Source organism: Thalassospira xianhensis MCCC 1A02616 (assembly GCF_003326475.1).
Taxonomy (GTDB): domain Bacteria; phylum Pseudomonadota; class Alphaproteobacteria; order Rhodospirillales; family Thalassospiraceae; genus Thalassospira; species Thalassospira xianhensis.
The window spans coordinates 124,853-145,385 of record NZ_JPWA01000001.1; the positions used below are offsets into that span (position 1 = coordinate 124,853).

General features: G+C 51.0%; 28 protein-coding genes. 16 read left to right on the top strand and 12 right to left on the bottom strand.

Annotated features, from left to right (window positions below):
* The first annotated feature begins 69 nt into the window (after nt 1–69).
* Nucleotides 70–1,017, top strand: coding sequence for a hypothetical protein (locus tag TH5_RS00695; RefSeq protein ID WP_114120086.1), 948 nt, complete (start codon nt 70–72; stop codon nt 1,015–1,017).
* A gap of 10 nt (nt 1,018–1,027) precedes the next feature.
* Here TH5_RS00695 and TH5_RS00700 read toward each other — a convergent pair whose 3' ends face one another.
* Both TH5_RS00700 and TH5_RS00705 read right to left on the bottom strand, forming a co-directional pair.
* Nucleotides 1,028–2,077, bottom strand: a complete 1,050-nt coding sequence (locus tag TH5_RS00700) for a hypothetical protein (protein WP_147250002.1) — start codon at nt 2,075–2,077, stop codon at nt 1,028–1,030.
* 45 nt (nt 2,078–2,122) lie between these two features.
* The gene (locus TH5_RS00705; RefSeq protein ID WP_114120089.1) at nt 2,123–2,356 is read right to left on the bottom strand and encodes a hypothetical protein; all 234 of its coding nucleotides are present in this window, start codon (nt 2,354–2,356) and stop codon (nt 2,123–2,125) included.
* Nucleotides 2,357–2,416: 60 nt separating this feature from the next.
* Here TH5_RS00705 and TH5_RS00710 point away from each other — a divergent pair, with 60 nt between their 5' ends.
* From TH5_RS00710 to TH5_RS00735, 7 genes are all read left to right on the top strand, one after another.
* Complete coding sequence (locus TH5_RS00710) at nt 2,417–2,773, top strand: hypothetical protein (RefSeq protein ID WP_114120091.1); 357 nt, start codon at nt 2,417–2,419, stop codon at nt 2,771–2,773.
* Between the two features lie 216 nt (nt 2,774–2,989).
* Nucleotides 2,990–3,283, top strand: a complete 294-nt coding sequence (locus TH5_RS00715; protein ID WP_147250003.1) for a hypothetical protein — start codon at nt 2,990–2,992, stop codon at nt 3,281–3,283.
* Nucleotides 3,273–3,518: a hypothetical protein gene (locus TH5_RS25215; protein ID WP_147250004.1), complete on the top strand. Its 246-nt coding sequence runs from the start codon at nt 3,273–3,275 to the stop codon at nt 3,516–3,518. The genes TH5_RS00715 and TH5_RS25215 overlap by 11 nt, the downstream gene beginning before the upstream one ends.
* Nucleotides 3,519–3,581: 63 nt before the next feature.
* Nucleotides 3,582–4,682, top strand: coding sequence for an RIP metalloprotease RseP (gene rseP, locus TH5_RS00720; protein ID WP_114120095.1), 1,101 nt, complete (start codon nt 3,582–3,584; stop codon nt 4,680–4,682).
* A 326-nt stretch (nt 4,683–5,008) separates the two neighbouring features.
* The gene (locus TH5_RS00725) at nt 5,009–5,914 is read left to right on the top strand and encodes a hypothetical protein (protein WP_114120097.1); all 906 of its coding nucleotides are present in this window, start codon (nt 5,009–5,011) and stop codon (nt 5,912–5,914) included.
* A gap of 89 nt (nt 5,915–6,003) precedes the next feature.
* The gene (locus TH5_RS00730) at nt 6,004–6,333 is read left to right on the top strand and encodes a phage tail protein (RefSeq protein WP_114120515.1); all 330 of its coding nucleotides are present in this window, start codon (nt 6,004–6,006) and stop codon (nt 6,331–6,333) included.
* A 301-nt stretch (nt 6,334–6,634) separates the two neighbouring features.
* A complete protein-coding gene (locus tag TH5_RS00735) occupies nt 6,635–7,057 on the top strand; it encodes a DUF7831 domain-containing protein (RefSeq protein ID WP_114120099.1) in 423 nt (140 codons plus the stop codon).
* On the opposite strand, the gene TH5_RS00740 is transcribed toward TH5_RS00735, so the two are convergent.
* The 3 genes from TH5_RS00740 to TH5_RS00750 form a co-directional block, all read right to left on the bottom strand.
* Nucleotides 7,034–8,170, bottom strand: a complete 1,137-nt coding sequence (locus TH5_RS00740; protein WP_114120101.1) for a hypothetical protein — start codon at nt 8,168–8,170, stop codon at nt 7,034–7,036. The genes TH5_RS00735 and TH5_RS00740 overlap by 24 nt on opposite strands.
* A 102-nt stretch (nt 8,171–8,272) precedes the next feature.
* Complete coding sequence (locus tag TH5_RS00745; RefSeq protein WP_114120103.1) at nt 8,273–8,683, bottom strand: hypothetical protein; 411 nt, start codon at nt 8,681–8,683, stop codon at nt 8,273–8,275.
* Nucleotides 8,684–8,699: 16 nt separating this feature from the next.
* Nucleotides 8,700–8,945 carry a hypothetical protein gene (locus TH5_RS00750; protein WP_114120105.1) on the bottom strand — a complete coding sequence of 82 codons (246 nt, stop codon included), beginning with the start codon at nt 8,943–8,945 and terminating at the stop codon, nt 8,700–8,702.
* 280 nt (nt 8,946–9,225) lie between these two features.
* Between TH5_RS00750 and TH5_RS00755 the strand changes: the two genes are divergently transcribed.
* From TH5_RS00755 to TH5_RS00775, 5 genes are all read left to right on the top strand, one after another.
* The gene (locus TH5_RS00755; RefSeq protein WP_114120107.1) at nt 9,226–9,447 is read left to right on the top strand and encodes a hypothetical protein; all 222 of its coding nucleotides are present in this window, start codon (nt 9,226–9,228) and stop codon (nt 9,445–9,447) included.
* A 309-nt stretch (nt 9,448–9,756) separates the two neighbouring features.
* Entirely contained in the window at nt 9,757–10,107 is a 351-nt protein-coding gene (locus TH5_RS25220) for a hypothetical protein (RefSeq protein WP_147250005.1), read from the top strand.
* Between the two features lie 176 nt (nt 10,108–10,283).
* The gene (locus tag TH5_RS00765) at nt 10,284–10,694 is read left to right on the top strand and encodes a hypothetical protein (RefSeq protein WP_147250006.1); all 411 of its coding nucleotides are present in this window, start codon (nt 10,284–10,286) and stop codon (nt 10,692–10,694) included.
* 78 nt (nt 10,695–10,772) lie between these two features.
* Nucleotides 10,773–11,147 carry a hypothetical protein gene (locus TH5_RS00770; RefSeq protein ID WP_114120113.1) on the top strand — a complete coding sequence of 125 codons (375 nt, stop codon included), beginning with the start codon at nt 10,773–10,775 and terminating at the stop codon, nt 11,145–11,147.
* 91 nt (nt 11,148–11,238) lie between these two features.
* Complete coding sequence (locus tag TH5_RS00775) at nt 11,239–12,543, top strand: hypothetical protein (RefSeq protein ID WP_114120115.1); 1,305 nt, start codon at nt 11,239–11,241, stop codon at nt 12,541–12,543.
* Between the two features lie 20 nt (nt 12,544–12,563).
* Here TH5_RS00775 and TH5_RS00780 read toward each other — a convergent pair whose 3' ends face one another.
* The 4 genes from TH5_RS00780 to TH5_RS00795 form a co-directional block, all read right to left on the bottom strand.
* The gene (locus tag TH5_RS00780; protein WP_114120117.1) at nt 12,564–13,097 is read right to left on the bottom strand and encodes a hypothetical protein; all 534 of its coding nucleotides are present in this window, start codon (nt 13,095–13,097) and stop codon (nt 12,564–12,566) included.
* A gap of 162 nt (nt 13,098–13,259) precedes the next feature.
* Nucleotides 13,260–13,745, bottom strand: coding sequence for a hypothetical protein (locus TH5_RS25225; RefSeq protein WP_147250007.1), 486 nt, complete (start codon nt 13,743–13,745; stop codon nt 13,260–13,262).
* Nucleotides 13,746–13,765: 20 nt separating this feature from the next.
* A complete protein-coding gene (locus TH5_RS00790; protein ID WP_114120121.1) occupies nt 13,766–14,257 on the bottom strand; it encodes a hypothetical protein in 492 nt (163 codons plus the stop codon).
* A gap of 88 nt (nt 14,258–14,345) precedes the next feature.
* Complete coding sequence (locus TH5_RS00795) at nt 14,346–14,879, bottom strand: hypothetical protein (RefSeq protein ID WP_114120122.1); 534 nt, start codon at nt 14,877–14,879, stop codon at nt 14,346–14,348.
* Nucleotides 14,880–15,000: 121 nt separating this feature from the next.
* On the opposite strand from TH5_RS00795, the gene TH5_RS00800 reads away from it, so the two are divergent.
* The 3 genes from TH5_RS00800 to TH5_RS00810 all read left to right on the top strand — a co-directional run bounded on the left by TH5_RS00800 (nt 15,001) and on the right by TH5_RS00810 (nt 18,165).
* Entirely contained in the window at nt 15,001–16,203 is a 1,203-nt protein-coding gene (locus TH5_RS00800; RefSeq protein WP_114120123.1) for a hypothetical protein, read from the top strand.
* 71 nt (nt 16,204–16,274) lie between these two features.
* Nucleotides 16,275–17,699: a hypothetical protein gene (locus TH5_RS00805; protein ID WP_114120125.1), complete on the top strand. Its 1,425-nt coding sequence runs from the start codon at nt 16,275–16,277 to the stop codon at nt 17,697–17,699.
* 34 nt (nt 17,700–17,733) lie between these two features.
* A complete protein-coding gene (locus TH5_RS00810; protein ID WP_114120127.1) occupies nt 17,734–18,165 on the top strand; it encodes a hypothetical protein in 432 nt (143 codons plus the stop codon).
* Nucleotides 18,166–18,186: 21 nt separating this feature from the next.
* On the opposite strand, the gene TH5_RS00815 is transcribed toward TH5_RS00810, so the two are convergent.
* The 3 genes from TH5_RS00815 to TH5_RS26120 are packed head-to-tail and all read right to left on the bottom strand — an operon-like array spanning nt 18,187 to nt 20,308.
* Nucleotides 18,187–18,705 carry a hypothetical protein gene (locus TH5_RS00815; RefSeq protein ID WP_114120129.1) on the bottom strand — a complete coding sequence of 173 codons (519 nt, stop codon included), beginning with the start codon at nt 18,703–18,705 and terminating at the stop codon, nt 18,187–18,189.
* A gap of 33 nt (nt 18,706–18,738) precedes the next feature.
* Nucleotides 18,739–20,079, bottom strand: coding sequence for a type II toxin-antitoxin system HipA family toxin (locus tag TH5_RS00820; protein WP_167443418.1), 1,341 nt, complete (start codon nt 20,077–20,079; stop codon nt 18,739–18,741).
* On the bottom strand, nt 20,072–20,308 hold the full coding sequence (locus TH5_RS26120) for a helix-turn-helix domain-containing protein (protein WP_114120133.1): 237 nt from the start codon (nt 20,306–20,308) through the stop codon (nt 20,072–20,074). The genes TH5_RS00820 and TH5_RS26120 overlap by 8 nt, the downstream gene beginning before the upstream one ends.
* Between the last annotated feature and the right edge of the window lie 225 nt (nt 20,309–20,533).

Below are 20,533 nucleotides of genomic sequence, written 5' to 3' on the forward strand. Positions count from 1 at the left end.
ACCCATAATAATGTTGACAAGTATTTCTTGAGTGTTCACTCTCACAAAGTCATTTCTGGAGCCCGAACCATGAAACCTGTCACGTCATCTGTGGACCCAAGCCTGCGCTGCGTTCGCCTGAGCGGGAACTACACTGTGTTGCTGGGCGACGACGAGATCGGTCTGTGCAAGAAGATGCCAGATGCGCCATCGGCTCGCGCGTGGTGTGTTTATGCGCCGCACGCGTTGAGTAAGCAAGATGTTGTCGGAATTGGCAGAACCAAACAAACTGCGTGGTTCCAATTCTGCCGGAACTGGGACGCCCAGTACACGCCAGAACAGCGTTGGGAGCGTGTTGTCGCCAGGCTGCGAAAAGAAATCATTGCGCAAGCCGGAGACGATTGGATTGAACTGGTGATTCCGGGCGGGCATGTCCCGAACGATATTCTCCGGGTGCCGCGTGCACCGTTTGTCGTTTGGGCATTGAAGTACCGATATCGGCATCTTGCTCCACAGTGGGATATCGTTTCTCCTATGGGTATGAAGTGCCAGAATGACGATCCTTCCCACACCGACTGGATTATTGGTGCTGGACTTGACCCCAATGACGTGTGGGCACTCGACAACCGTGAACTTCCTGAGTCGGCCGAACATATCAATAGCGCCGCTTACGAGAAAGCGGACGAAATCCAGTATGAGATGCTGAACTACAAATGCAACATTATCAACGGAAGCGGCGAGGTCCGCGGCGTGGCGTGGCACCCTATGAAAGCGTCTCCCACTGACAAGCTTCCGGACGTCCCGGTTCTCATTTTGCCCAGCCTGTCAGTTAAGTGGCTGGACCTTGTGCGCGAAACGGCCCGGCGCGGAGGGGCTGTCATTGCCGAGCAGGGTGGTGCCACCGCACATCTTGTCACCGTTGTGCGCGAGGAGGCGAATATTCCCATCGTTCTGCAAAAGGGCGCGCAAGAAATCTATACGCATCGGTTCTGCGAAATGACCCTGAATGCCGACCGGGGCAATATTTCCCTTTTCTGAAACGACGAGATTACGAGTTGTACCGACTGTCGCTGTTCAACTTCGAAATCAGGGAAACCTCCCTTCCTGGGGCCTCCATTTCTGCGATTAACAAGTCCTTCTTTGCTGCACCAATCTCTAGAAAGCCCTTCAGGAGTTCAGTGAACTTTAATTTCACTGCGCTTTCAATGATATCGGATGCCCAGTAGACACAGGTCTTCAGTGTGCCATGCTGAAGTTTCTGTTTATGGTACGCCATATATCTCTCATAGTCCGCAAGCAAATCTTCAAGTCGCTCCACTGCATGCTTCGGGTTCAGTTCAGTTTGCCCCAGACTTCGAGACCATAAGCGAAGTTTCCGGGCTCGTTGTGTCACGTCTTCATCTGCCCTAAGCTCAAGAATTGCTTCCCAGGGCACGTTGGGGCCGGGCATGGCGACCTTGTTGATGCACACATCAAGTACCTGCTCGCCAGGGCTCGCGACACCCAGCACGGAGAGCGACGGAAGTATATCCAGAGAAACCGCTTCGTGCCCCATAACCTGCTGCTCTGCTACCGCTAACCTGGTGTCTATGCTCCTCGCAAAGGCGAGTGCAGTCGAAATCTCCCGAAAGGCGTTAACCAGGTTCGTCGTCACAACAGACATCGGATTCTTGTGAAGTTCGGGAATTGGGCGTTGAGAAATGCTGTCTAATTCACGGTTTGCGGCCTGTAATAGAGACTGAATTTGCGCTCGGGCATCGTCAGGCAACTGATTCTGTTGGCTCAACCTCGGCCCGACTTTACTTCCATCACCCAGTTGAGCTTGCGCGTGGAACATACGGATCTCTGTCCACTCAAACAAGCCCGTATCCTGAAGGTAGTCGATTTCGCTGATTATCTCACTGGATGCAGTGTTTCGATAGGGGAACACCTCCCGGGGCAAGGACATCAAACAGATTTTGTCGACAAACAGAATGTCGCGTTTCAGCCTGCTTAAACCTTCAGGGCTGTCGATCAGGTTTTCGACGTTAACTATCCCATGCATCTGTCGCCCCCATGGCTTGTAAAGCCAGCCAACCCCGAGCACAAAATCGCTCAATAGTTGTCGAGTGAACAATGCCCGAGGCGTATCGTCAAGAAGGTATCAAACCTTGTCTTTGTGATGAGCTGCCAGCAGCAGGCAAGTGGCGATTGTAGCAATACATACCACCTGCGTGTGGCTGAGTAACTGATAGGGGGTGCTCACGAACAGTGAACAAATGGCCGCCACCGAAAAAAGGACGAAACCACACCATCGAACAGCGCTTTTCGCTCTAAAGAATTGTTTGATGATCTCCTCCTGTTTTCCTTGAGGTGCTTTAGATTTCACTTGTAACATACCAGAGTATTTCCATGCCGCAAGAACTCAACGGTCTGCTTGAAAACGGGATATGTCTGAATGCCAATTGATGTTGATGAATTTAGTGAACGCCTGGCGCGCGCCGATCGCTGTTTTGCATCGGTGACCCCATACTATCAGGCCCCCTCCGGGAAAGAAGACCAGGAGAATACCGGAGACATCGAGCGAGCGGCAGCTCCGGAACAACGCTTTCGTCAAATTCACGCGGGTATCCGGTGGACCACGATTGCAATCGTCTGGTATGTGATTGCTTTCTATGTCGTTCGCTGGACAGTGACATTGTCGGATGTTTCTTTGTTGTTTGCGATGGGCGTGGCGGCAATTGCCACCTGCCTTGTTGCTCCGTTCGCTTTTGACATATGGGGGTACGGTCGGCGTCACAGCGACACGCGATGAGGGAGCGAACCGACGAGGTCGTGAGCCACAGTGCGGAGCCTCCCCAACAGGTGAGTTCGAAGTAAAATTCTTGGACTTTTCCGTTGAAGTTACCTGTCAACTCTTTTACAAATGTCTTCATAATCCTTTTGAAGAAGAAAAGGCTGAAAATTGTCCTGTGACACCATCAAAGAGAAAGTTTCAGTTCTCTCTCGGTCGAGCAAGTGGACTGCCGTCGTGGCAGCATCGCTGTTCCTTGGTGAGGAACGGGTAAAGACCATTCGAGAAAACCCGTCACTGGGGGATGAATGGCTGATTGTTTTAATGTCGGCGCTAGTCGTCCGGGCAGAAGCACGCAAAAAGGTCGATTTCGCAATTCTGACAATGCGAGACTTCCTTGCTTTTGATAGAGGTGAACTGTCGAGGGGCGAATACAATGTCCGACTGGAAGAGTACGCCATTGATGCCAGGGCATTCATTGAGCGATACTCACCTGGCTACAGGGCAAAGGAGACACGCAATGAAGCATGAAGAAATTTACCTGGACCCAGATTTCAGGAAATCCCCAAAAGGGCCGCATTGCCATATTTGTCAGCGCGCATTAAAGGGGAACAGCGTGCGCGTTTACGTTTCGCAGGAATCAAATTGGTCAAACGCAATTCACCCAGAAGATATTGGTGAAGTTGGAGACTATGAAATCGTGAACATTGGCCCTGAATGCAGCAAGATTATTCCCGCCTCCTATTACATAATTAAAGCCAAATAACTTTTCGAAGACATCATTTACTTGTTTTGGTGAACCCCGCTAGGGGTGTTGGAGTGACTAAAAATGGCAACGCTTCTCTCTTTTTTGATTGTTCTGTCAATTCTCGTTTTTGTGCATGAGTTCGGACATTATTGGGTTGCTCTTCGCAATGGAGTGAAGGTCGAAGCCTTTTCTATTGGTTTTGGGCCGGAGATTTTCGGCTGGAACTCCAAGAATGGCACCCGATGGAAATTCTGCCTATTACCTCTGGGTGGGTTCGTAAAGATGCATGGCGACATGAACCCCGCCAGCGCTGGAAAGTCCGATGATTTGAGCGCCGTCGAACGCGCTTCCGCCTTCCATCACAAATCGTTGAAAGCGCGAGCCGCTATTGTCGCGGCCGGGCCAATCGCCAACCTGCTATTCGCTGTCGTGGCCTTTGTGGTTCTGTTCTCAGTCATTGGCATCCAGAACCCACTTCCGGTTGTCGGGGAAGTTCAGGAGAACAGCCCAGCGGCATTGGCAGATCTTCAGACCGGTGACAAAATCGTTTCCGTTGACGGCCAGAAGATCGAGAAGTTCAGTGATCTGACCCAGCTTGTGCATGATAACCCTAACCGGGCGATGACCTTCAGCATTGAGCGAGACGGCACTCCTATCGACCTTTTGGTGACGACTGGCAGCTCAAACGCTGACAATGCTGCTAGCACTGAAGCGGGATATCTCGGCATTGGGGTCGGAGCGTTTGAAACCGTCCGGCTAAACTTTGTTGAGGGCACCGGCAAGGCCTTCACGATGTCATGGGAGCTGTTCGCACTTACTGTTACTTCATTTGGCGGTCTTTTTACCGGTGCAGTTGAAACTTCTGATCTTGGTGGCCCCATCATGATTGCTCAGATGTCCGGGGAAATGTTTGAGGCAGGCATCGGGCCCCTCGTCATTTTTATGGCGTACCTCTCCATCAACCTCGCGGTCATCAATCTGGTTCCTCTACCGGCACTAGATGGAGGACATCTTGTCATGTATGGCATTGAAGCGGTTCGTGGAAAGCCATTGGGAGCCCGCGTTCAAGAATGGAGTTACCGTGTTGGAGGTAGCCTGATTTTAGCGTTGATTGTCTTTTCAACGTGGAACGACCTCTCCAGACTGGGTGTGTGGACCTTCATCACCGGCTTTGTAAACTAGTGCCCATGCCGGTGGAATACAGAGACATTTACACGCGCGAGATGGCCCGATTAGAACCAGATAAGCTGTTTGTCTTAGGCGACAACATTCTCAGAAAGAGCGACAAAGGTCAGGCGGCGTTGCCGCGGTGAGCCCAATTCTGTAGGGACACCAACCAAGAACTGGCCATCCCAGTAAAATTTGACTTCTCCCCAATCAGTCTTGTTTGTTGAGAGAACGCTCATGCAACATCCGTGAACTTTGTGATGATGTGAGTTTTTTGTGTTGTATTTCTTCTGGTGCCAACCCTTAATAGTGGCAATTCAAAACACCATCAAGGAGGCGGAATGAACATCTTCAAGCAAGGCCGTTTGCTGGGCCTGGGCGTCATATTGTCAGCAATCCTTATGTTTGGTTTTGCGACGCCTTCTTCAGCCGAGGCGTGTGGAAAATTAGGGCAACCAGCATGCGTGACATGCGTCGATAAGGTCACGGTCTACTTCCCATTCAACTTCTGCTGTATCCCGGAAGCCAGCTCCTGTCGGAAGACAGCCTATACCTGTAATGCCGGTTATGTCAGGGATGGCATGGGTCTCTGCACCAAAATTAGCCTCACAGCCGAAGAGGCCGTCAAGGTGGGATGTCGGACTTCGCGATCAGCTCAAATGATTCTTGATGATGCGAAGAAAACCGGTGACCTTGGCACCATCACAAGTTCGCAAGTTTCAGCCTTTCGTCCTACTGATAAATGGATGACAACATTAGAGGTTACTGACCCCAACACTTGGGGGTACAGGGCCACAGATTTTCCAGATGAAATCAAGTCTCTTGAAGCCGGGAAGACATTGTCTAAAGCTGAGCGACGAGAGAAAAAGGTGACAGACAAGTCCGCGTTTTGGAGGCAAAACGGACCGAAAATCGACTATGGAACCAAAAGCTCCACTTTGAATTCATTCCAGATGATAGCGACCTCAGATAGCAGTAAACCAATGAGTCAGTTTAGCTCTGTCGCTTTGGACTACGAAGTCGCAAGCGGCTTTGGAGGTACGGTGTATAAGTTCCAGATGAACCCTTCTTCTCCTGTATTAGGACTGCGCGACTGTAGCCTCAACGGCGGAGGGGAAACACAGTTTCAGGTTAAAGGTGGAACGCCAATCAAGAATTTGCATCGCTTTGTAAACTCAACGGGTAAGTGGGAAATTTACAAAAACGGCAAATGGCAGATCGTGGTCGGACCTAATGACGAGCTGTAAAAAGAAAATGGCGGAATATCCGCTTACCCGATGGGTAAACTAACCAGACCATCTCTCAAAGAGGTAAAACTATTATGTACAACCTGTGTATGCGTGTCGCCATCAATGCGCTGTCTGTCATTTTACTGTTTTCTTTGCTCGTTATCGGCTCCTTCAAAATAGCCTATGCAGATGAGGAGTTTCTGGGCGAGATTATTATGCTTCCTTATAGCTTTTGCCCTCGGGGCTACAGTGAAGCCAATGGTCAACTTTTACAGATTAACCAGAACCAAGCACTCTTCAGTTTGCTGGGAAACCGTTATGGTGGAGATGGCCGCGTGACGTTTGCCTTGCCAAAACTTCACGGCTCCAGCGAAACAGGATCAGAGGATATCAAGGTCTGCATTGCAATCCAGGGCATATATCCCCAGAGAGACTAAGCAAGTCTTTGACGTCCTCCTTCATTTACAGAGTTTCCTTCTGTGCTCAGATGTGGTGCCTTGCCACATCTGAGCCACTTAAGCGGGCTCCTGTTAAAGCACCAGCCACACCATCATTTCTGATAGCAGCGGGACAGACTGCCTGTTCGAGGTGACTCTGGGTTCATCAACAGCTGACGCAAAACGCTGGCCTTCTATTTGTTAATTGCCAGTGTGATTTCTATGATAAAGTTATCAGTCATATAATCTGTCCAACTTCGTCTACAATGCCCAAATAAATTCCGTAAACGAGCTGAAGTCAATGCCTGTCGAGTACCGAGATTTGTATACGCGCGACATGGCGCGTGCTGAGCCAGATACCCTGTTTGTCTTTGGCGACAATATGCTCAGGAAGGGCTACAAGGGGCAGGCGGCAGCGTTGCGTGGCGAACCCAATGCTGTTGGCATCCCGACGAAGAACTGGCCATCCAGCAAGGATGGTGCCTATCTTTGCAATGCAGACTTTGACAGGTGGAAGAAAGCCAGCATGAATGACTGGCGCCGCCTCTTCAGGCACGCCAAGCAAGGTGGCACTATCGTATGGCCAAGTGGGGGGATTGGAACCGGCTATGCCAGGCTGTCTGCTTGCGCCCCTGATATTGCCGCTTCAATCGGGAGAAACCTCGAGGCACTGGAAAACCTGTCTCAAGATGTTACAAAGTCACCGCCAATCACAGGCTTGTAAAAGGCCCTGTGTCATAACGCGCTTATCAAAATCTCCTCGCGGTGTTCGAACCTCAATCTCTCTCGTTCCATCACCAGCTGCACTAATGAACAAAGTATATCCATTCTCCGCCATGGCAACGACTTCGGCAATTTGAGGTTTGGTTAATCTCGAAAGCGCGAAAAAACGTGTAGGCGCTGTTGCCTGAAGAAAAACATTCATGAGGTCAGGCCGAAGGAAATCCGATATCTGTGTCATCCGCACCGAAAGCTCCAGGGCTTTAATCGTTGCCGCTCGCTGTTTGCGACACGTGTACCATGGGTGCCCCGTCAATTCTTCATAAACGCGAGATACAGGTTCTTCCATCCCCTCCAACCACTGTTCGAGCCTTTCTTCAGCTTCAGCAGCTTCCCTCTCAACCCTTATTTGGCGCATTTTATCCCTGAAGTTCCCAAGGAACTCTTTGGCATCATCCATTCTCCGGGCGGCAAAGGTTTCCATCAGACTGGCCCTGATTGCTCTCTTATGGCCTTCCGCCAAGGCATCAAGATTGTTAGCGAAATGTTTCAGTAAGCCGTTCTTATTGAGCTCCTCAACAAATGCTCTATCAACGACGACGAAAGTGGCACCCTCGCCGTGATAGGGCCAAGCGCAAGAGATAGAACCATCTTTGTTGATTCGACACTCGCTGTCGCCATCGAGTTTTTCTTCCAGCATTCCGTCAGACTGGTCAAAGTCCTTGTCAATAATGACTATGGTTCCTCTATCAGAGGGAATAGGAAGACCAGAAAAAAGGCAACTTGACTGGTTCTGACATACGCCCACCTTGGCGGTCGATTTTTCGAAATACGCCATGGGCTTCGGAATGGCATTTTCCAACGCATTTCCTATAAAGCACTGTGCGTCATCTGCATCATATCCTGGGTGCACATAGCAGAGCAGCATGTCCGGATTATGATTAAAGCCGTTATCCCAAACGACGCCACCCCCGTTTGGTTTCTGTTCGTCGGCCTTTACAATGATTTCAACGGCGAAAACATCATGCGACAGGGCAGCACAAGCTAAAATCAGCCAGCACAATCCGTTAATCGCCTTCTGCGACCACCGCAAATCCGGATTTTTGGACACAGCCATCGTGCCTCCCCCATCGCGCAATAGCCCTAAATGGAAATACAACCATAGCGTTAAAGGGAAGGCCAGAGGAAAGACAAATTCGCCGGACTAAATTTGGAAAGCTTACTTACAATTGCTCGCCGGTGCGCTCTCAACCAGCTTATCTGCCAGTTGCCTGATTGATCCGTCGGTTACAATGCCTGGGAACATCGGAAATCCACGCAGTGAAGGATTTGGGCTGATTTGATATCTATTGGAAATCAGGCGGTCCAGTTGACGACGTTCTTCCTCAGAGAGGATTCCTTTTTCGCAAACGCAATCCAAGATTTCTTCATTCTGGCCGCTCCACCAGTCGGAAAGACCAAGAGCGTCGATTGTCGCTTCGCAGTGCACCCACCAGTTCGACAAACGGTGGAAGTATTGGTCGATTAATAGCAAAGGCTCTTGATCCCCTGTATCACTCGTATAGCGAACTTCGACATGGTCGAAAGTACCCAGCAGTTTAAAGTCTTCTTTCGATCTCTTACTATTCATCGCTTATTACTCTTTATCAAAAACTGGTAGCGTCTGGCACATCGGCACCTGATGTATGCGCCGTGAACCGCGTGGTGTCGACCACCCGCTTCGCCGAGATGTTTACCCCGGTTGCATGAAAAGACATTCTACCGGGGTGGTCTGAGGTACCATCCTTCAACTCCGCAGTGATTGCTGCGATGAGTTTCGGGTCTGTGATCTCGCCGACTTTGACGTCATCGGGTTTCAGTCGGTTCAGGTGATCAACGATATTCTTAGCCATTATCCATATCCTTTAGCCGAATTTAGTCTCAGGTTTGGCAGGTTCTACTTCGGGGTAGCAGAAAAATGCTTTCCAAGTATCAAGGAATTGGCCGCCCAATAAATCAAAGAAAGCTATCCTAGCCTCCTGTGTGTCCTGTCAGGACACCTTTGAGCGATGCTTTGCTCTCTTGATGAAGCCGCTAATCTAGCATAAAAAAGAAGAAAGGCAATGAGTACCATTTGGTTGTATGGTGGAATTCACTTTTCAGATGGGTCAGTAATAAAAAGGAACCGGTGAGATGTCGGATAAAAACATTGCAGGGAACGGACGGGTAGAGTTGGATGAGTCGCTTATTTGGCAGGACGTCAAAGAAGCCTGGAATTCCATTGCGGATGACTTCAACCAGTGGCACGAACTCGGCAGCGACGAAAAAGAGCGGTTGATCGAATTCCACAAAAATGGTGGAAACATTCGGGAATACGACGAGACCACCAAAGTCCATCCCGCTTTCTCGGTGTAACAACTCCTGCGCATCCAAAGAAAACACGAAGATATAAAGTAAAACGTGTTGACAATTCCTTTACCATAGGTACTCTCGTGAGCAAATCAACGCCATTAAGGTGATTTTTGTGTCCAGAGGAAGATCCACATGGTGGAGTTGAGCGATCGTCGAGAAACCGTTCAGATTGATACTGCCGCTTAGTCGGCAAGAGGCATACTGGTAACTGAAGAAGAACGCAACCTCGCAATGGGGATGAAGCCTTCTCCTTTCAGCCTAGACGATATCCCACACACCCCTTTGTAAGCTATGAGCAGTGGAAACTAGTGAGTGGCTTCTTTGGGCTCCAAGACAAGTTGGAAGGCTAAAGATTTGTACGGTTTTATCTCACTAGTAGACGAAATATGCTGGGCGGTAGACCGTGTACCGACCCCTGTGATGTGCTTTCTGTTTGCCGGGATGTTTGCCGGGATCAGCATGTCAATAGGCTATGACGTTATCAATCCTGAGCCACAAGAGAACCGACCTGAGATGACCCGACTGGTCGAGGAATGTAAAACTCAAGCCGTGAAGGAAAACGTAGCTGAAGATGCAGCGCGTGACCCTGACTTCGTTGTAATCCAAGGCGACCTTAATCGGTCCCTTAGCCAGCGCAAAAAAGATCGTCTTTCTTTTCATTAGGGTGGTCCTGGCCACTCATTAAAGTGGAGATACACTATGATTCTTGCACGCGTTTATGCCGTTTTGTTCCTTCTGATTACAGTTGGTATCACGCTTTTGTTTTTGTTCGCTCCAGGACAACACTAAAAACTCCTTGTTCGCGAAAGCGGGTTAAGCTGTCGGAGAAAAGAGAACTGATGCCTGCTTCACTGACTTCCTCACTGGCAGGAGAAGCTGCTCTCAAACGTTATCAGAGGCGCCATTCAATGCGTAACAAGATCCCTTTCTACATCGTTTTATTCGGGGTGGTAATCCTTGCACTATTGCCCGGCGTGTCTTTGGTTTCTGCTGACCGAACCTCATCGTCATGGACTGCCGAGGTTGTGACGCCACTAGAAGCGCCCCTTAGAGGCAATCAGGAGCTGACTGTTGTTCTTGATTACTATCGCCGCTGTGCGGGCTATTATGTCAATCCAGCAATTACTAACGATTGCCTGACCGAAACTGCCGAATTCGTTGAAAGACTTCAGCTCCCTGCGTCGGCTTTTGGTTTGATGAGGCAATTGGCGATAAACAACACCGCATTCTGGAATTCAGACCGCGATTAGCCGCTTGCCTCCTGCAAAAGACTTATATCCGATCACACCAAAGAGTGCTGTTAGCGCCCCGCAGGATTGAGGTACTCAATGTCAAATGACCCGTTTACAAAGTTTCTCGTAAGATGCCTTGTGATTGTGCCTTTATTGATCGCAGTGGTGGCGATTAATTTAATGCAGGCGAGAGAGCTAGATGAGTGGCGGGACACCGTTGTGATGCCGGTGAGGGTGCAATACACCGACAATCCCACCGCGAATAAAATTACCGACTATTTTCAAGCGTGCGCTTCTGACAGTATCGAGTTCCTTGCGCACTGGACCCCAAATGACGCTCAGAAATGTCTGAAAGACACCTTCGACTTTGTTGAGGTTCTGAGGCTGCCACCGCCGAGCCAGCGCATCTTGGAAGAACTCAACAGGAATAACGACACCTATTGGCGCAAGCTGAAACCAAGAGGTTCCTGACCTCGTTTGCCAGAGGTTGCCTTACACATTGGGCTTCAGGTCGCGTAACTATGTACAGAACACCCGTGCATGCAACTAAGCGGATATCCCGATGAAAGACCAATTGAGAAATTTCGTTCTTGGCATGAACCTTGAAGGAAACAAGGTTTCGCTGACCAACAAGTTTCGACGGATTACCGCCGATGTCGCGCGCCGCATCCCTGAACTCCCAAATCGTCTGAAGCAGATGGCAGATATTGAACAGTTCCTAGCGGACCGAACAGGCGACTTTCTACGACCAGGAGACACCGACGGCGAGTTTGATGCCTGCAATCTTCTGCATTGGCTGTCTTTGGCGGAAGAGGCCAACGTTGCATTCGTTGAAGCGCGCCCGGTACTAACTCTGACAGAAGGCGAGGTCAGCGCCCTGTCGGGAAAGGTCAAGATTGCGGGGTCGGCCGTCACACGCCGCCTGGAAAAAGCGCTATCACAACTTGCTGTGCAAGACGGCCAGTCGGAAAGATCACCACGTGAGCCGATCGGGGACTGTGCAGAGAAAGCGGCACAGGCAATGGACGACGTTCCAGAAGGGTGGATGGTTCGCCACGTCCGGGCCGGGCCCAGTACGCTCAAAGCACTCGCTGGCACGGGGCTTCTTGAGGACACAGCGCCACAAGTTCGTTTTGGACCTGATGTCGAAGTCGGCCCTGGCTGGTACAGGGTTGGCAACCGGCGCCACATTGATGTTGCAGATGCCCGACTTGTGTCGTCCGTCGTAACCGGTCCAGTCAGTGACGAACAGGTCTATGTCGCGCGACCATGGATTACAGCGGCACGCTGGTTTGAGGGGGTTGACCCCCACCGCGGAATGGACGGCCCCGCTGGGCGCGGCCGTTGGCCCGCAGAATGGCGTGTCTTTGTTGAGCAGGGCGAGGTTATTGGTGTAGCCAACTATTACGGCTGGACCGACGCTATGAGCCCGGAGAGCGCCAAAATGGCACTTGAGGCCAAGGCGTTGGCGGAGCGCATCATCGATGTTGCACAACAGCGATCCGTTGTCCCCGTGCATCCCGACTTCGAAGTGCAAACCCTGAACGCCGAACGCAAGACATTGCTCCGTGAGAGGTTCCCGGAAGGAAGCTTCAACTGCACTCTCGATTTCATCGAGTCAGAAAATGGCCTCCTGCTTCTGGAAGGTGGCCCGGCCTTCCATCCGAAAATGGGAGGAGGCCACCCTTGTGCGTTCTTGGGCCGCAATCGACCAGAAGGTGTGTGCTTTCAGGTAGGGCCGAGCATCCATCCGCTTGTGCCGTACACATGGACAGAGGAGAATGCAAATTCGTCTGTCACATTAAGCTTCGAAGAAACCTCAGAGATGGCTCAGAACCCGAGGCTCCCGAGAAACGGGTTGTCCTAACTAACTTTCGCTTGGACCAACTAAGTCAATTTGAAGAAAACGAACACCCACCCAGGTGCTCCATCTGGAAAACAATCGAAGGGAATGTTATTGTTATGAGCATAATCTAGAACATAAGGAATCATCTGTGGACCGTTTGCGACCGGGGCTAGGTCATTCTGAGACGCGCCATTGAGGGCCTCCAAAGCACCACACAAAGGTATGTCCTGATCAATTGTTTCATAATTATATTCATCAACAAGAACACGGGTGCCAACAATCCCCTTTCCGTCCGACGAACGTACAATAACCCTAATGGGATTGTTCTTGATGTAAAGGTTAGGCCCGGATAAATACCCCTCGTCCGCAAGCACCCTGACGGTAACTGATGACAATGGAGTTGTCAGTCCTCGCACAGCAAGAGCTGCCTTAATTTGCTGGACTGCGTTTATGATCTCCAACGCCTCAGCTTTGGCAGAAGACGCGGTATAAGCACGCCCACCATAGTAGACGGTAGAAAGAGCAATACCAACACCAAGCGCGATGGAAAGAACAGCTACAACCAGAGAGTACATTCAAACCTCATATATGAAATTCCAGCCCCCGCATAATATACATCCTTCCGGGAGAGAGACGTTTTACTTATAGGGTAATGTGACATCAAAGATTCCCAAAGTATTATTTGACTTCCACTTCTGTAGTGTTAAGTCATACTTTGAGCGTCGTTCGCGCTTAGATTATAGGTTTGGGGCAGTGGCATAATGAGGTGCGAATGGAAGCTCGGGAAAATAATTCTGCAAAGCGCCCAGAGCAATTTCCTTGGCGACCTCGACTTGTTCCCACATGAACGGTAGATAGTCCGCTTTAAACTTAGCCGGTTCACCATAGAAGTCTTGCAACTCTTCAAGGAATTCGGCTGTAGTTCTGTGCGTCGAGAACAGCATGCCGCGGCGATACTCTTTGTATCGCTTCAAATCACCTTCACTGAGTTGAGGGTTAAGGGGAGCATACCGGTCGACCATAGCTCCTTGAATAAAAGCACCGGAAATGTCGAAGGCTAGACCGTCTGGTGATTTCACCCAACTATGTGCCACGCCAGAGCGAGACTTGGAACGCACAGATACCGTTTGAATTGGCCACCCTGTAATCGTGTGTAGAGCTATTGCCATAGGGTAGCACAAGCCAGAAGTATACTTTTGAATAAGCTCGCTTGTTATATCCATCTCGGCACCTGAACTGGAGATTATGGGCTCGGGACCGGGGTGCCCTCACACACAAGCGGAAGATCAGGAAAGTGTGAACGCAGACAAGCAATGGCAACCGGCTGCGCAGCTTCTACTTTTTGCCACAACGTAGGCAGGAAGAACGTTGAAAAGTCGAGCCCACCCCACTCCATATCGTAGAAGTCCTTCAGCTCTTCTACGAACTCATTCACGGTACTGTGAGAAGAATACTCCATATGTGTCCGGTATTTTTTATTTCGTTCCGCAGTGCCTGTGGACACATTGATGATAGGCATATACTTGTCCGGTAGTGTACTGACATCAAATGAACCCGAGATGTCAAACCCACCACCATCCGGCGATTGCACCCAGCTATGCGGCATGCCTGTACGGTCTCTGCAAACCACTGTGAGTGTGTGTATCGGCCAACCGGTCAAGTTATGCATTGCTATTGCCATAGCATGTGAATCATTGCCTGAATAAGTTCTTATCAGTTCCTTGGAGATTTCCATTCACTCACTCAATTCTATAGGGGGACACATGCACAAGAATAACCCGGCCACATGCTTATGACGGAACACAATAAAGAATCAATTGACCTTAATTGGCCAGGCACGCCCAAAGATAGCGACGTCCAATATCTGTCAGGTTATACTTATCATCACGTGTGAGCCCAAGGCGGGACATGATTGAAAGCACCAGGTCACCGTTCTGGTATCGACATACCTGCCTCAGGAGAGATTCATTGATAGCCACGCGGGCAGGCAACACCCCAAAATCTGCGCCTCCTAAAGCTTCAGCAATCTCAGCATCCGAAATCATTTCTGAGCCCGCTTCCTCATGCGTTTTTGTGTGACAAACTGCGTGGAAGCTGGACCAAAGATAGCTCCGGCCAGAAGCGGTGAGTTTTGGCGCAGTTCTGCTTCCCATCGCAAGGATTTTGATGGGGTCACCACTGACCAGCCCATGCTCCAGGAGAATTCTCAGCGCTGTGCTGCCGTTATGGTAGCTACACGCAACCTTAAGCAAGGCCTGGCTGACAACATCTCTAGGGGCAGTCGTACCAAAATTGGCTGTTCCATGCACCTCGGCGATACGTGCATCAGAAATCAAGCTCTCTGGGATAGGGGGCATGCAGAACTCCTTCAGAATGAAAGAAAACAGAAATAAAACTATGCATCGAGGATTTGGTACGGTATCAAATAAGGAAAATATGTAAACAGTTTTCCTTTTGCAGAATGACAGGAAGCAACTCATGGCTAACTTTGAAGTTCGCGTGCGCGTTCGAGACGACGGAACGACCGGAGTGACAATCGGGCAGGGGGCAGATGACCCAGAGTATTGCCTGGATGCGGAAGCGCTTGCGGATCTTGCTGACGGCATCCGTGCTGCGCAAAGGAAGTTACTGAATCGCAAGTTGGCCGACGACCTACCGAACGTCGATTTCATGGCAAAGCTGGTGGCCGAACCTCCGTATAACTTTACTTCTTGTCGCAAGCTGTTTGCCGCGCCGGAGGTCGACGACACCGTGTTTGCTTCGACACCACTGGCATCCATGAACTGGATGACGCTGTTCGCTTACATGCATCGGCGCTTTGGTCCACCATACGTTCAAACATCTGGCCATCAGGATATTAGCGCAGGCTGGCGCTTGAGCTCACCTGAGCCTGACCTGGTCGTCGACATTGTGCCATGTGCCGGGGAAGGCATCGAGAATTGCTTTGAGCCCTATTTCGATGGCACTATTGAGAAAGAAGAGGGCAAACCAGATACCGCGCTTCACGGACGGCTGTCGAAAGCTTACCGAGCGGTCCTGATGGACCTATTGCGTCCTGTAGGCATCCGAGAGCACTCGTTTATCGAGGATCTCCTCCAAACAGAGAGTGATCCAGAGCATTCAATGAACGCACTGGGCCCGTTGTGGAACCAGTCAAGGCTACACGAAGGGCAAGAAGTCGGCGAGGGCCAGTTTGCCTATTACCAGGTTGCACACCACCCATCTTGTGGCGTTGCAACGCCCATCGGCCTTCTCGATAGCGACGAATGGAGGAAGTTTATCTCCTTTATCACCACACTAGGGGAAGACGACGCTCTCAAGGGGCTTGATATTGCCTGCAATCATGCAATCGAAAAGACCGCGCAACATCATGTCAGGAAAGCGTCTTGGCCAGTCCTTCGGCTTGTCTTGCTTTCTGCGCGCCCTGGAGGCTTCCAGGAGGACATCAAACGATTGCTGGCGCTTTCACCCGCTGACGAAGCAATCTTCCAAGATGATCTTCTGCAACTTGGCATCGGCAATCAAAAGGCTCAAAGTATCCTTGAAGAGTTTACTCGCGACGTAATTGATGAGGCAGAGAAGTTGGGGAACCTCCTCGGCTACCCTCGGCTGTACCCGCGCTGGACTGTTCGAAATCTTGAAAATAAGCAGTGGCTTCTCGAACGCCTGAAGCAGACGTAGCCTTAGGCACTGGCTGGACTTCAACGTCCACCATTGAAAACACAACTTGCTATCATTTCTGGAGAAGAGCCATGTCCAATTTTTCCACTCGTGCCCGTCCCTTGGATGGTGGCTACACCGGCATCACTATCCGCTCAGGAGTTGATACCTCTGTATTCTCACTCGACAAGGACGCGTTGCGAGACCTGGCACGGGTAGTGAATGACGCTGTGCGGGCAGATGCAGAAAGAGACATCGCTCAAAATCTTCCTGATCGGAATTTCTTGGCTGAACTTGTGACGAACCGGCTTGAGCATCGCACGAAGTGCGACCGCCTGTTTAAACCAGACGGATTTGACGACGTCGTTTTAAACTCCACGCCATTGGCTGAACTGTCTTGGGCCAACTTGTTTGCCTACATGCATCGTAGATTTGGTCCACCCCATGTCCCGACTGATAATTACAAAGATTTGTGTGGCGGATGGTTCCTTAGCTCTCCTGAACCAGACCTGATTGTAAGCGTTGTTCCCTATGCGGGCCACGTTTGCGCTTTGAGCTTTCAGCCGCTCTTTAGTGGCAGCTATGAGAAGTTGAGGGAAAATGGAGGGGAGGCGGTCCCTGAGCTGAAAGACAGACTGGGAACAGCATACCGAACAGTGCTACTTGACCTTCTCCGGCCGGTTGTCGTGCGCGATTATTACATCAACAGCTTGGGCAAAGTGGATGATAACTCACCGCTCCTCGCCTGGGAAACACGCGAAGATGAAGAATTGGCCTGTTTCACTGTGCAGCAGCACCCATCTGCGGGAATCGCGATCCCCCCGGGCTTACTTGAAAGCCGTGGATGGGAAACCTTTATTCCCTTCATTACCGCGCTGGGCGATGGGGATGTGGAAGCAGGCTGTGAAACGGTATTGAAGCAAGCTATTCAGTCCGTTGCACCCCGAGAAATTGCCCGGGCCTCATGGCCTGTTCTGCGGACGATGCTTCTCGCAGCCAACCAAAAAGAATATCCCGAACTCATCGAGCTCACGGGATTGTCAGACATTCAGCGTGAAATCATTGCGACCGAGCAGGGCAAGCTGGGCATCGGAACCCCGAATGCGCCTGACGCATCTCTCATGGCAGATTTCACCGATGAAACCATCCGCGATGCAAAGAGACTGGCCGTCATCCTTGGCCATCCACGCTTGCAGATTTGGAGTTTCGTCAAGAACCTGAAGTCGAAGCACCATCTGATTTCAGCGTCCCAGGACTTCTACGCCGTGTTCCCAGATGGAATCCCAATCGACTTGCTACCGACACTCCAGGAGGTTCCGCTTCATTTTGGTGATCGGCTTCAGTTCTTGAGCACCATTCGCGAACTGGACCAAGGGAAACTAACCGAGTGGGTCTCCGCCAACATCGAGAAACCGTATGGCGTTGGAATGATGTTGCACATCATCTACATGGAGAGGGCTCGGCTGGAAAGGGTGGCGCAAGATAAGCCGGAAGATCCTGCCCTCCAGCAACCATAGGCTGTTCGGACCGTTAATTTCAAGGAGCTGACAAGTGAAACAAGCAATAATTCCTGTCAAACATGTTGAGCACGTCCCTGGCGCAATCCAGTTTCCTGAGATGGTCGAACAGTATGTCAAGCTGGGAGGTGGCAAAGTCAGTCAGCGCCATATTGAGGCGGCCCGGCGTATTTTGAAGATTGCCTGGGAAGACCATCCCAAACCGCCATCTGATCTCCAGGCAGCGTTGCTAGTCATTGCAGCTCTAGGGCTTGAAACGGAGGCCGAGGATGCGGAAAGCACTCCGTCTGAGGATGACGCGCAGTCTGAGCTAGCGCAGACCCTATCTCAAATGAACAGGGAGCTTTCTGATTTGCGGAAAGAGCGCGCGACATTCAATGAATTCCTGAGCGATCCGTTCCACCGCGATGCCTATCTGGCGTGGAGGCTGCAAAAGAAGGAAGCCGCCAAGAATGATGCCGTCTAGGCCGGTAAGAAGTGAGGGGTTCTAAGGACGAAATGAGTGTGGCGGCTCGTCGTCATCGTATTCTTCATCTTCATCTTCGTCGCTTTCGAGGTCAATACCCGGGCTTTCTTGGACAGGAAGCCAGTCGACCTCGTATTGATTGACCAACTCAATCCAAACTGGATTAGAAAATGGAAACAGTTCATCAATCCATTCGAAGTATCCCCTGACGCCGAGCCTTTCAATCAGATCGTAGTGAACTTCAAAAACCCCGTCGTTACCGTCACACTTAGCTCTCCAATCGTAGAGCCGCTGAATTCCGGCCGCTGATTCCATATAGCCCTGGCCAAACTCACTCTCACAAAGATGGCTAACGATGAGCTTTTTGGTTCTATCAAAAAGTTTGAAAGCAACATTTATATCGTCTTGGACATGCTTCTTAATCTTGGGAAAGTTATGCAACATGCTCTTAGCGAAATCGTTCGTCTCGTCCGTCGCAGTGGCGCCATACAACATATCCAGAACAATCTCACCAAGGACTTCTGCTTCTTTCTTATTCATATCCCAGTCCTCCGTTGCGACCTGACAGCAGGCTCAAATTTTAAGAGATGGCGCTTCGGGTGCGTCAGGCGCCGGAAGAACCGGTGCCGCTTCCCATGATAAAACCCTGGCGCATCGATCTGCGATATCGTTCACAACCAGGTCCAATGCTTCGCAATCAGCGACGGTTCCTCGAAGCTTCTCCCGTAAGGCCCGAACGGCTGCGGGCATCATCTCGGCCTGGGCCACCAGACGTTTCAGGACGCTAGCGCCTCTCAGGCCACACTCATCGGCGAATTTCAGCCAGTGTTCACGCCCAATCATCTCAGGGTTTCTCTCACCGCCAATGGCCTGAGCAATACGGGGTCGAACCTTTTTGAAGTGGTGTTCAAACGCCTTGGCGTTGTTCAAATCGTAGATCGGGCTGAGTTCCACCGCGCGCGGCCGATAAACCAAAGAATAGTTCTTGGCATGGCTGTCGGGGTTTCCGATCAGGAAGTTGTAAATGACGTAATCTGTCAGCTTCAATACTTCCTTGACCGGCACTCTGGTTACCTTGAAAACCAGCTTGAACATGTCGGCAAGTGTTGGCCCGCCTTCATGCTCGTATTTCATGTGCGGGGGCACGCCCAGTGCCTGACAGAAATCCTCCTGGTGGAGACGACGGATGCGCCCGGCCGAGCCATCTTCGTTCCACGACACCACGCGGTCAAACCGGCTGACCAGCATATATGTCTTACCCTCGGCCTCGCCCACACGCGAGTGCGGTACAGGGAGTTTCATTTCGCGCGCGAGCTTAAGCAGGAAGCTCTCCGTGCGAATGGAGTCCGGCAGCCCCTTGATATCGACTTTAAGGATGTGCGAACTCGGATGACCGTGATGGGGTAAACTGACTTGCCCGGCCGGATCAACAAACACCGCAGCTTTGTCATGGACGCCAGCGAGAGACAGCATGACTTCGCCTTCAACGGCCGCCAGCGGGCGGTGGGGCAGGTTATCAATGAGGTCAGCCAACTGCGCCTCATCAAGCTCCTCGAGCCATCCCTGCCTCGGTTCCAATGCTTGCGGCTCTGGAGCAATCACCACCGCACCGGCGCAATCGCGACCGATATTAGCCAGCAGGCCGAAACTGTTGTCATCAGACACATGAAACTGCTTGCCCAATGCTTGGCGCGCTTGAGGATTGTCTGGTAAAAGCCCTGCGAAGAACGGTGCGCATTCCAACTGGTTGAACGGCTCTTTGCGCAGTGGGAGGCTCTGCGAAAGAGGAGTGGATGCGACGCCAAGATAGGCATCATCATACTCAAATGACATCTCCCCGTGTGTATCCATCCGGAGATGTCCAACAAGCTCGTCATTAAGCCGAACCTGAAGCGTTTTCGTCATATCATTCATTTTGGTCTTCACTCTCGTCAGGGAACCGGATTTCGATGGTTCCTCCAAGAGCCTCGACGAGCGTCCGGAGATCAGCAAATGGTGTCCGCGGTCGCGGCCCATTACGCTCGATACCACTCAGAAACTTGACGGAGCTCCCCGTTGACAAAACCACGTCCTCTTGTCGCAGGCCCAGGGCTTCCCGGCGCGTGCGAAGGAGTGTACCAATGTCGGACATTGTGTGGTTCATTATTGCCTCACAACATGCAAATGACCATTAACTTTACCGTACGGTGAATTTAGAGGTAAATCTGCTGGATTGCAAGAGCGACTTCACCGTGCGGTGAATTTCCCTTTCCCAAGTCGTGATTTCTGGCAGACTTCACCGCACGGTAAACATTCAAGAGACACCACAATTCAGTGCGTGAAGGAGAGATGCGCTGTTGCGCTTCCAAGGTAACCGGTCAACACTGAG

Excerpts from the sequence above, each read along its gene's own strand:
- TH5_RS00795 (WP_114120122.1), bottom strand. The coding sequence starts at position 14,879 with ATGCCCCCTATCCCAGAGAGCTTGATTTCTGATGCACGTATCGCCGAG.
- TH5_RS00780 (WP_114120117.1), bottom strand. The coding sequence starts at position 13,097 with ATGTACTCTCTGGTTGTAGCTGTTCTTTCCATCGCGCTTGGTGTTGGT.
- TH5_RS00755 (WP_114120107.1), top strand. The coding sequence starts at position 9,226 with ATGTCGGATAAAAACATTGCAGGGAACGGACGGGTAGAGTTGGATGAG.
- TH5_RS00815 (WP_114120129.1), bottom strand. The coding sequence starts at position 18,705 with ATGAATAAGAAAGAAGCAGAAGTCCTTGGTGAGATTGTTCTGGATATG.
- TH5_RS00805 (WP_114120125.1), top strand. The coding sequence starts at position 16,275 with ATGTCCAATTTTTCCACTCGTGCCCGTCCCTTGGATGGTGGCTACACC.
- TH5_RS00725 (WP_114120097.1), top strand. The coding sequence starts at position 5,009 with ATGAACATCTTCAAGCAAGGCCGTTTGCTGGGCCTGGGCGTCATATTG.
- TH5_RS26120 (WP_114120133.1), bottom strand. The coding sequence starts at position 20,308 with ATGAACCACACAATGTCCGACATTGGTACACTCCTTCGCACGCGCCGG.
- TH5_RS00775 (WP_114120115.1), top strand. The coding sequence starts at position 11,239 with ATGAAAGACCAATTGAGAAATTTCGTTCTTGGCATGAACCTTGAAGGA.
- TH5_RS00790 (WP_114120121.1), bottom strand. The coding sequence starts at position 14,257 with ATGGAAATCTCCAAGGAACTGATAAGAACTTATTCAGGCAATGATTCA.
- TH5_RS00820 (WP_167443418.1), bottom strand. The coding sequence starts at position 20,079 with ATGAATGATATGACGAAAACGCTTCAGGTTCGGCTTAATGACGAGCTT.
- TH5_RS00705 (WP_114120089.1), bottom strand. The coding sequence starts at position 2,356 with ATGTTACAAGTGAAATCTAAAGCACCTCAAGGAAAACAGGAGGAGATC.
- TH5_RS00740 (WP_114120101.1), bottom strand. The coding sequence starts at position 8,170 with ATGGCTGTGTCCAAAAATCCGGATTTGCGGTGGTCGCAGAAGGCGATT.
- TH5_RS00770 (WP_114120113.1), top strand. The coding sequence starts at position 10,773 with ATGTCAAATGACCCGTTTACAAAGTTTCTCGTAAGATGCCTTGTGATT.
- TH5_RS00730 (WP_114120515.1), top strand. The coding sequence starts at position 6,004 with ATGCGTGTCGCCATCAATGCGCTGTCTGTCATTTTACTGTTTTCTTTG.
- TH5_RS00735 (WP_114120099.1), top strand. The coding sequence starts at position 6,635 with ATGCCTGTCGAGTACCGAGATTTGTATACGCGCGACATGGCGCGTGCT.
- TH5_RS25225 (WP_147250007.1), bottom strand. The coding sequence starts at position 13,745 with ATGGATATAACAAGCGAGCTTATTCAAAAGTATACTTCTGGCTTGTGC.
- rseP (WP_114120095.1), top strand. The coding sequence starts at position 3,582 with ATGGCAACGCTTCTCTCTTTTTTGATTGTTCTGTCAATTCTCGTTTTT.
- TH5_RS00745 (WP_114120103.1), bottom strand. The coding sequence starts at position 8,683 with ATGAATAGTAAGAGATCGAAAGAAGACTTTAAACTGCTGGGTACTTTC.
- TH5_RS25215 (WP_147250004.1), top strand. The coding sequence starts at position 3,273 with ATGAAGCATGAAGAAATTTACCTGGACCCAGATTTCAGGAAATCCCCA.
- TH5_RS00750 (WP_114120105.1), bottom strand. The coding sequence starts at position 8,945 with ATGGCTAAGAATATCGTTGATCACCTGAACCGACTGAAACCCGATGAC.
- TH5_RS00695 (WP_114120086.1), top strand. The coding sequence starts at position 70 with ATGAAACCTGTCACGTCATCTGTGGACCCAAGCCTGCGCTGCGTTCGC.
- TH5_RS00800 (WP_114120123.1), top strand. The coding sequence starts at position 15,001 with ATGGCTAACTTTGAAGTTCGCGTGCGCGTTCGAGACGACGGAACGACC.
- TH5_RS00710 (WP_114120091.1), top strand. The coding sequence starts at position 2,417 with ATGCCAATTGATGTTGATGAATTTAGTGAACGCCTGGCGCGCGCCGAT.
- TH5_RS00765 (WP_147250006.1), top strand. The coding sequence starts at position 10,284 with ATGCCTGCTTCACTGACTTCCTCACTGGCAGGAGAAGCTGCTCTCAAA.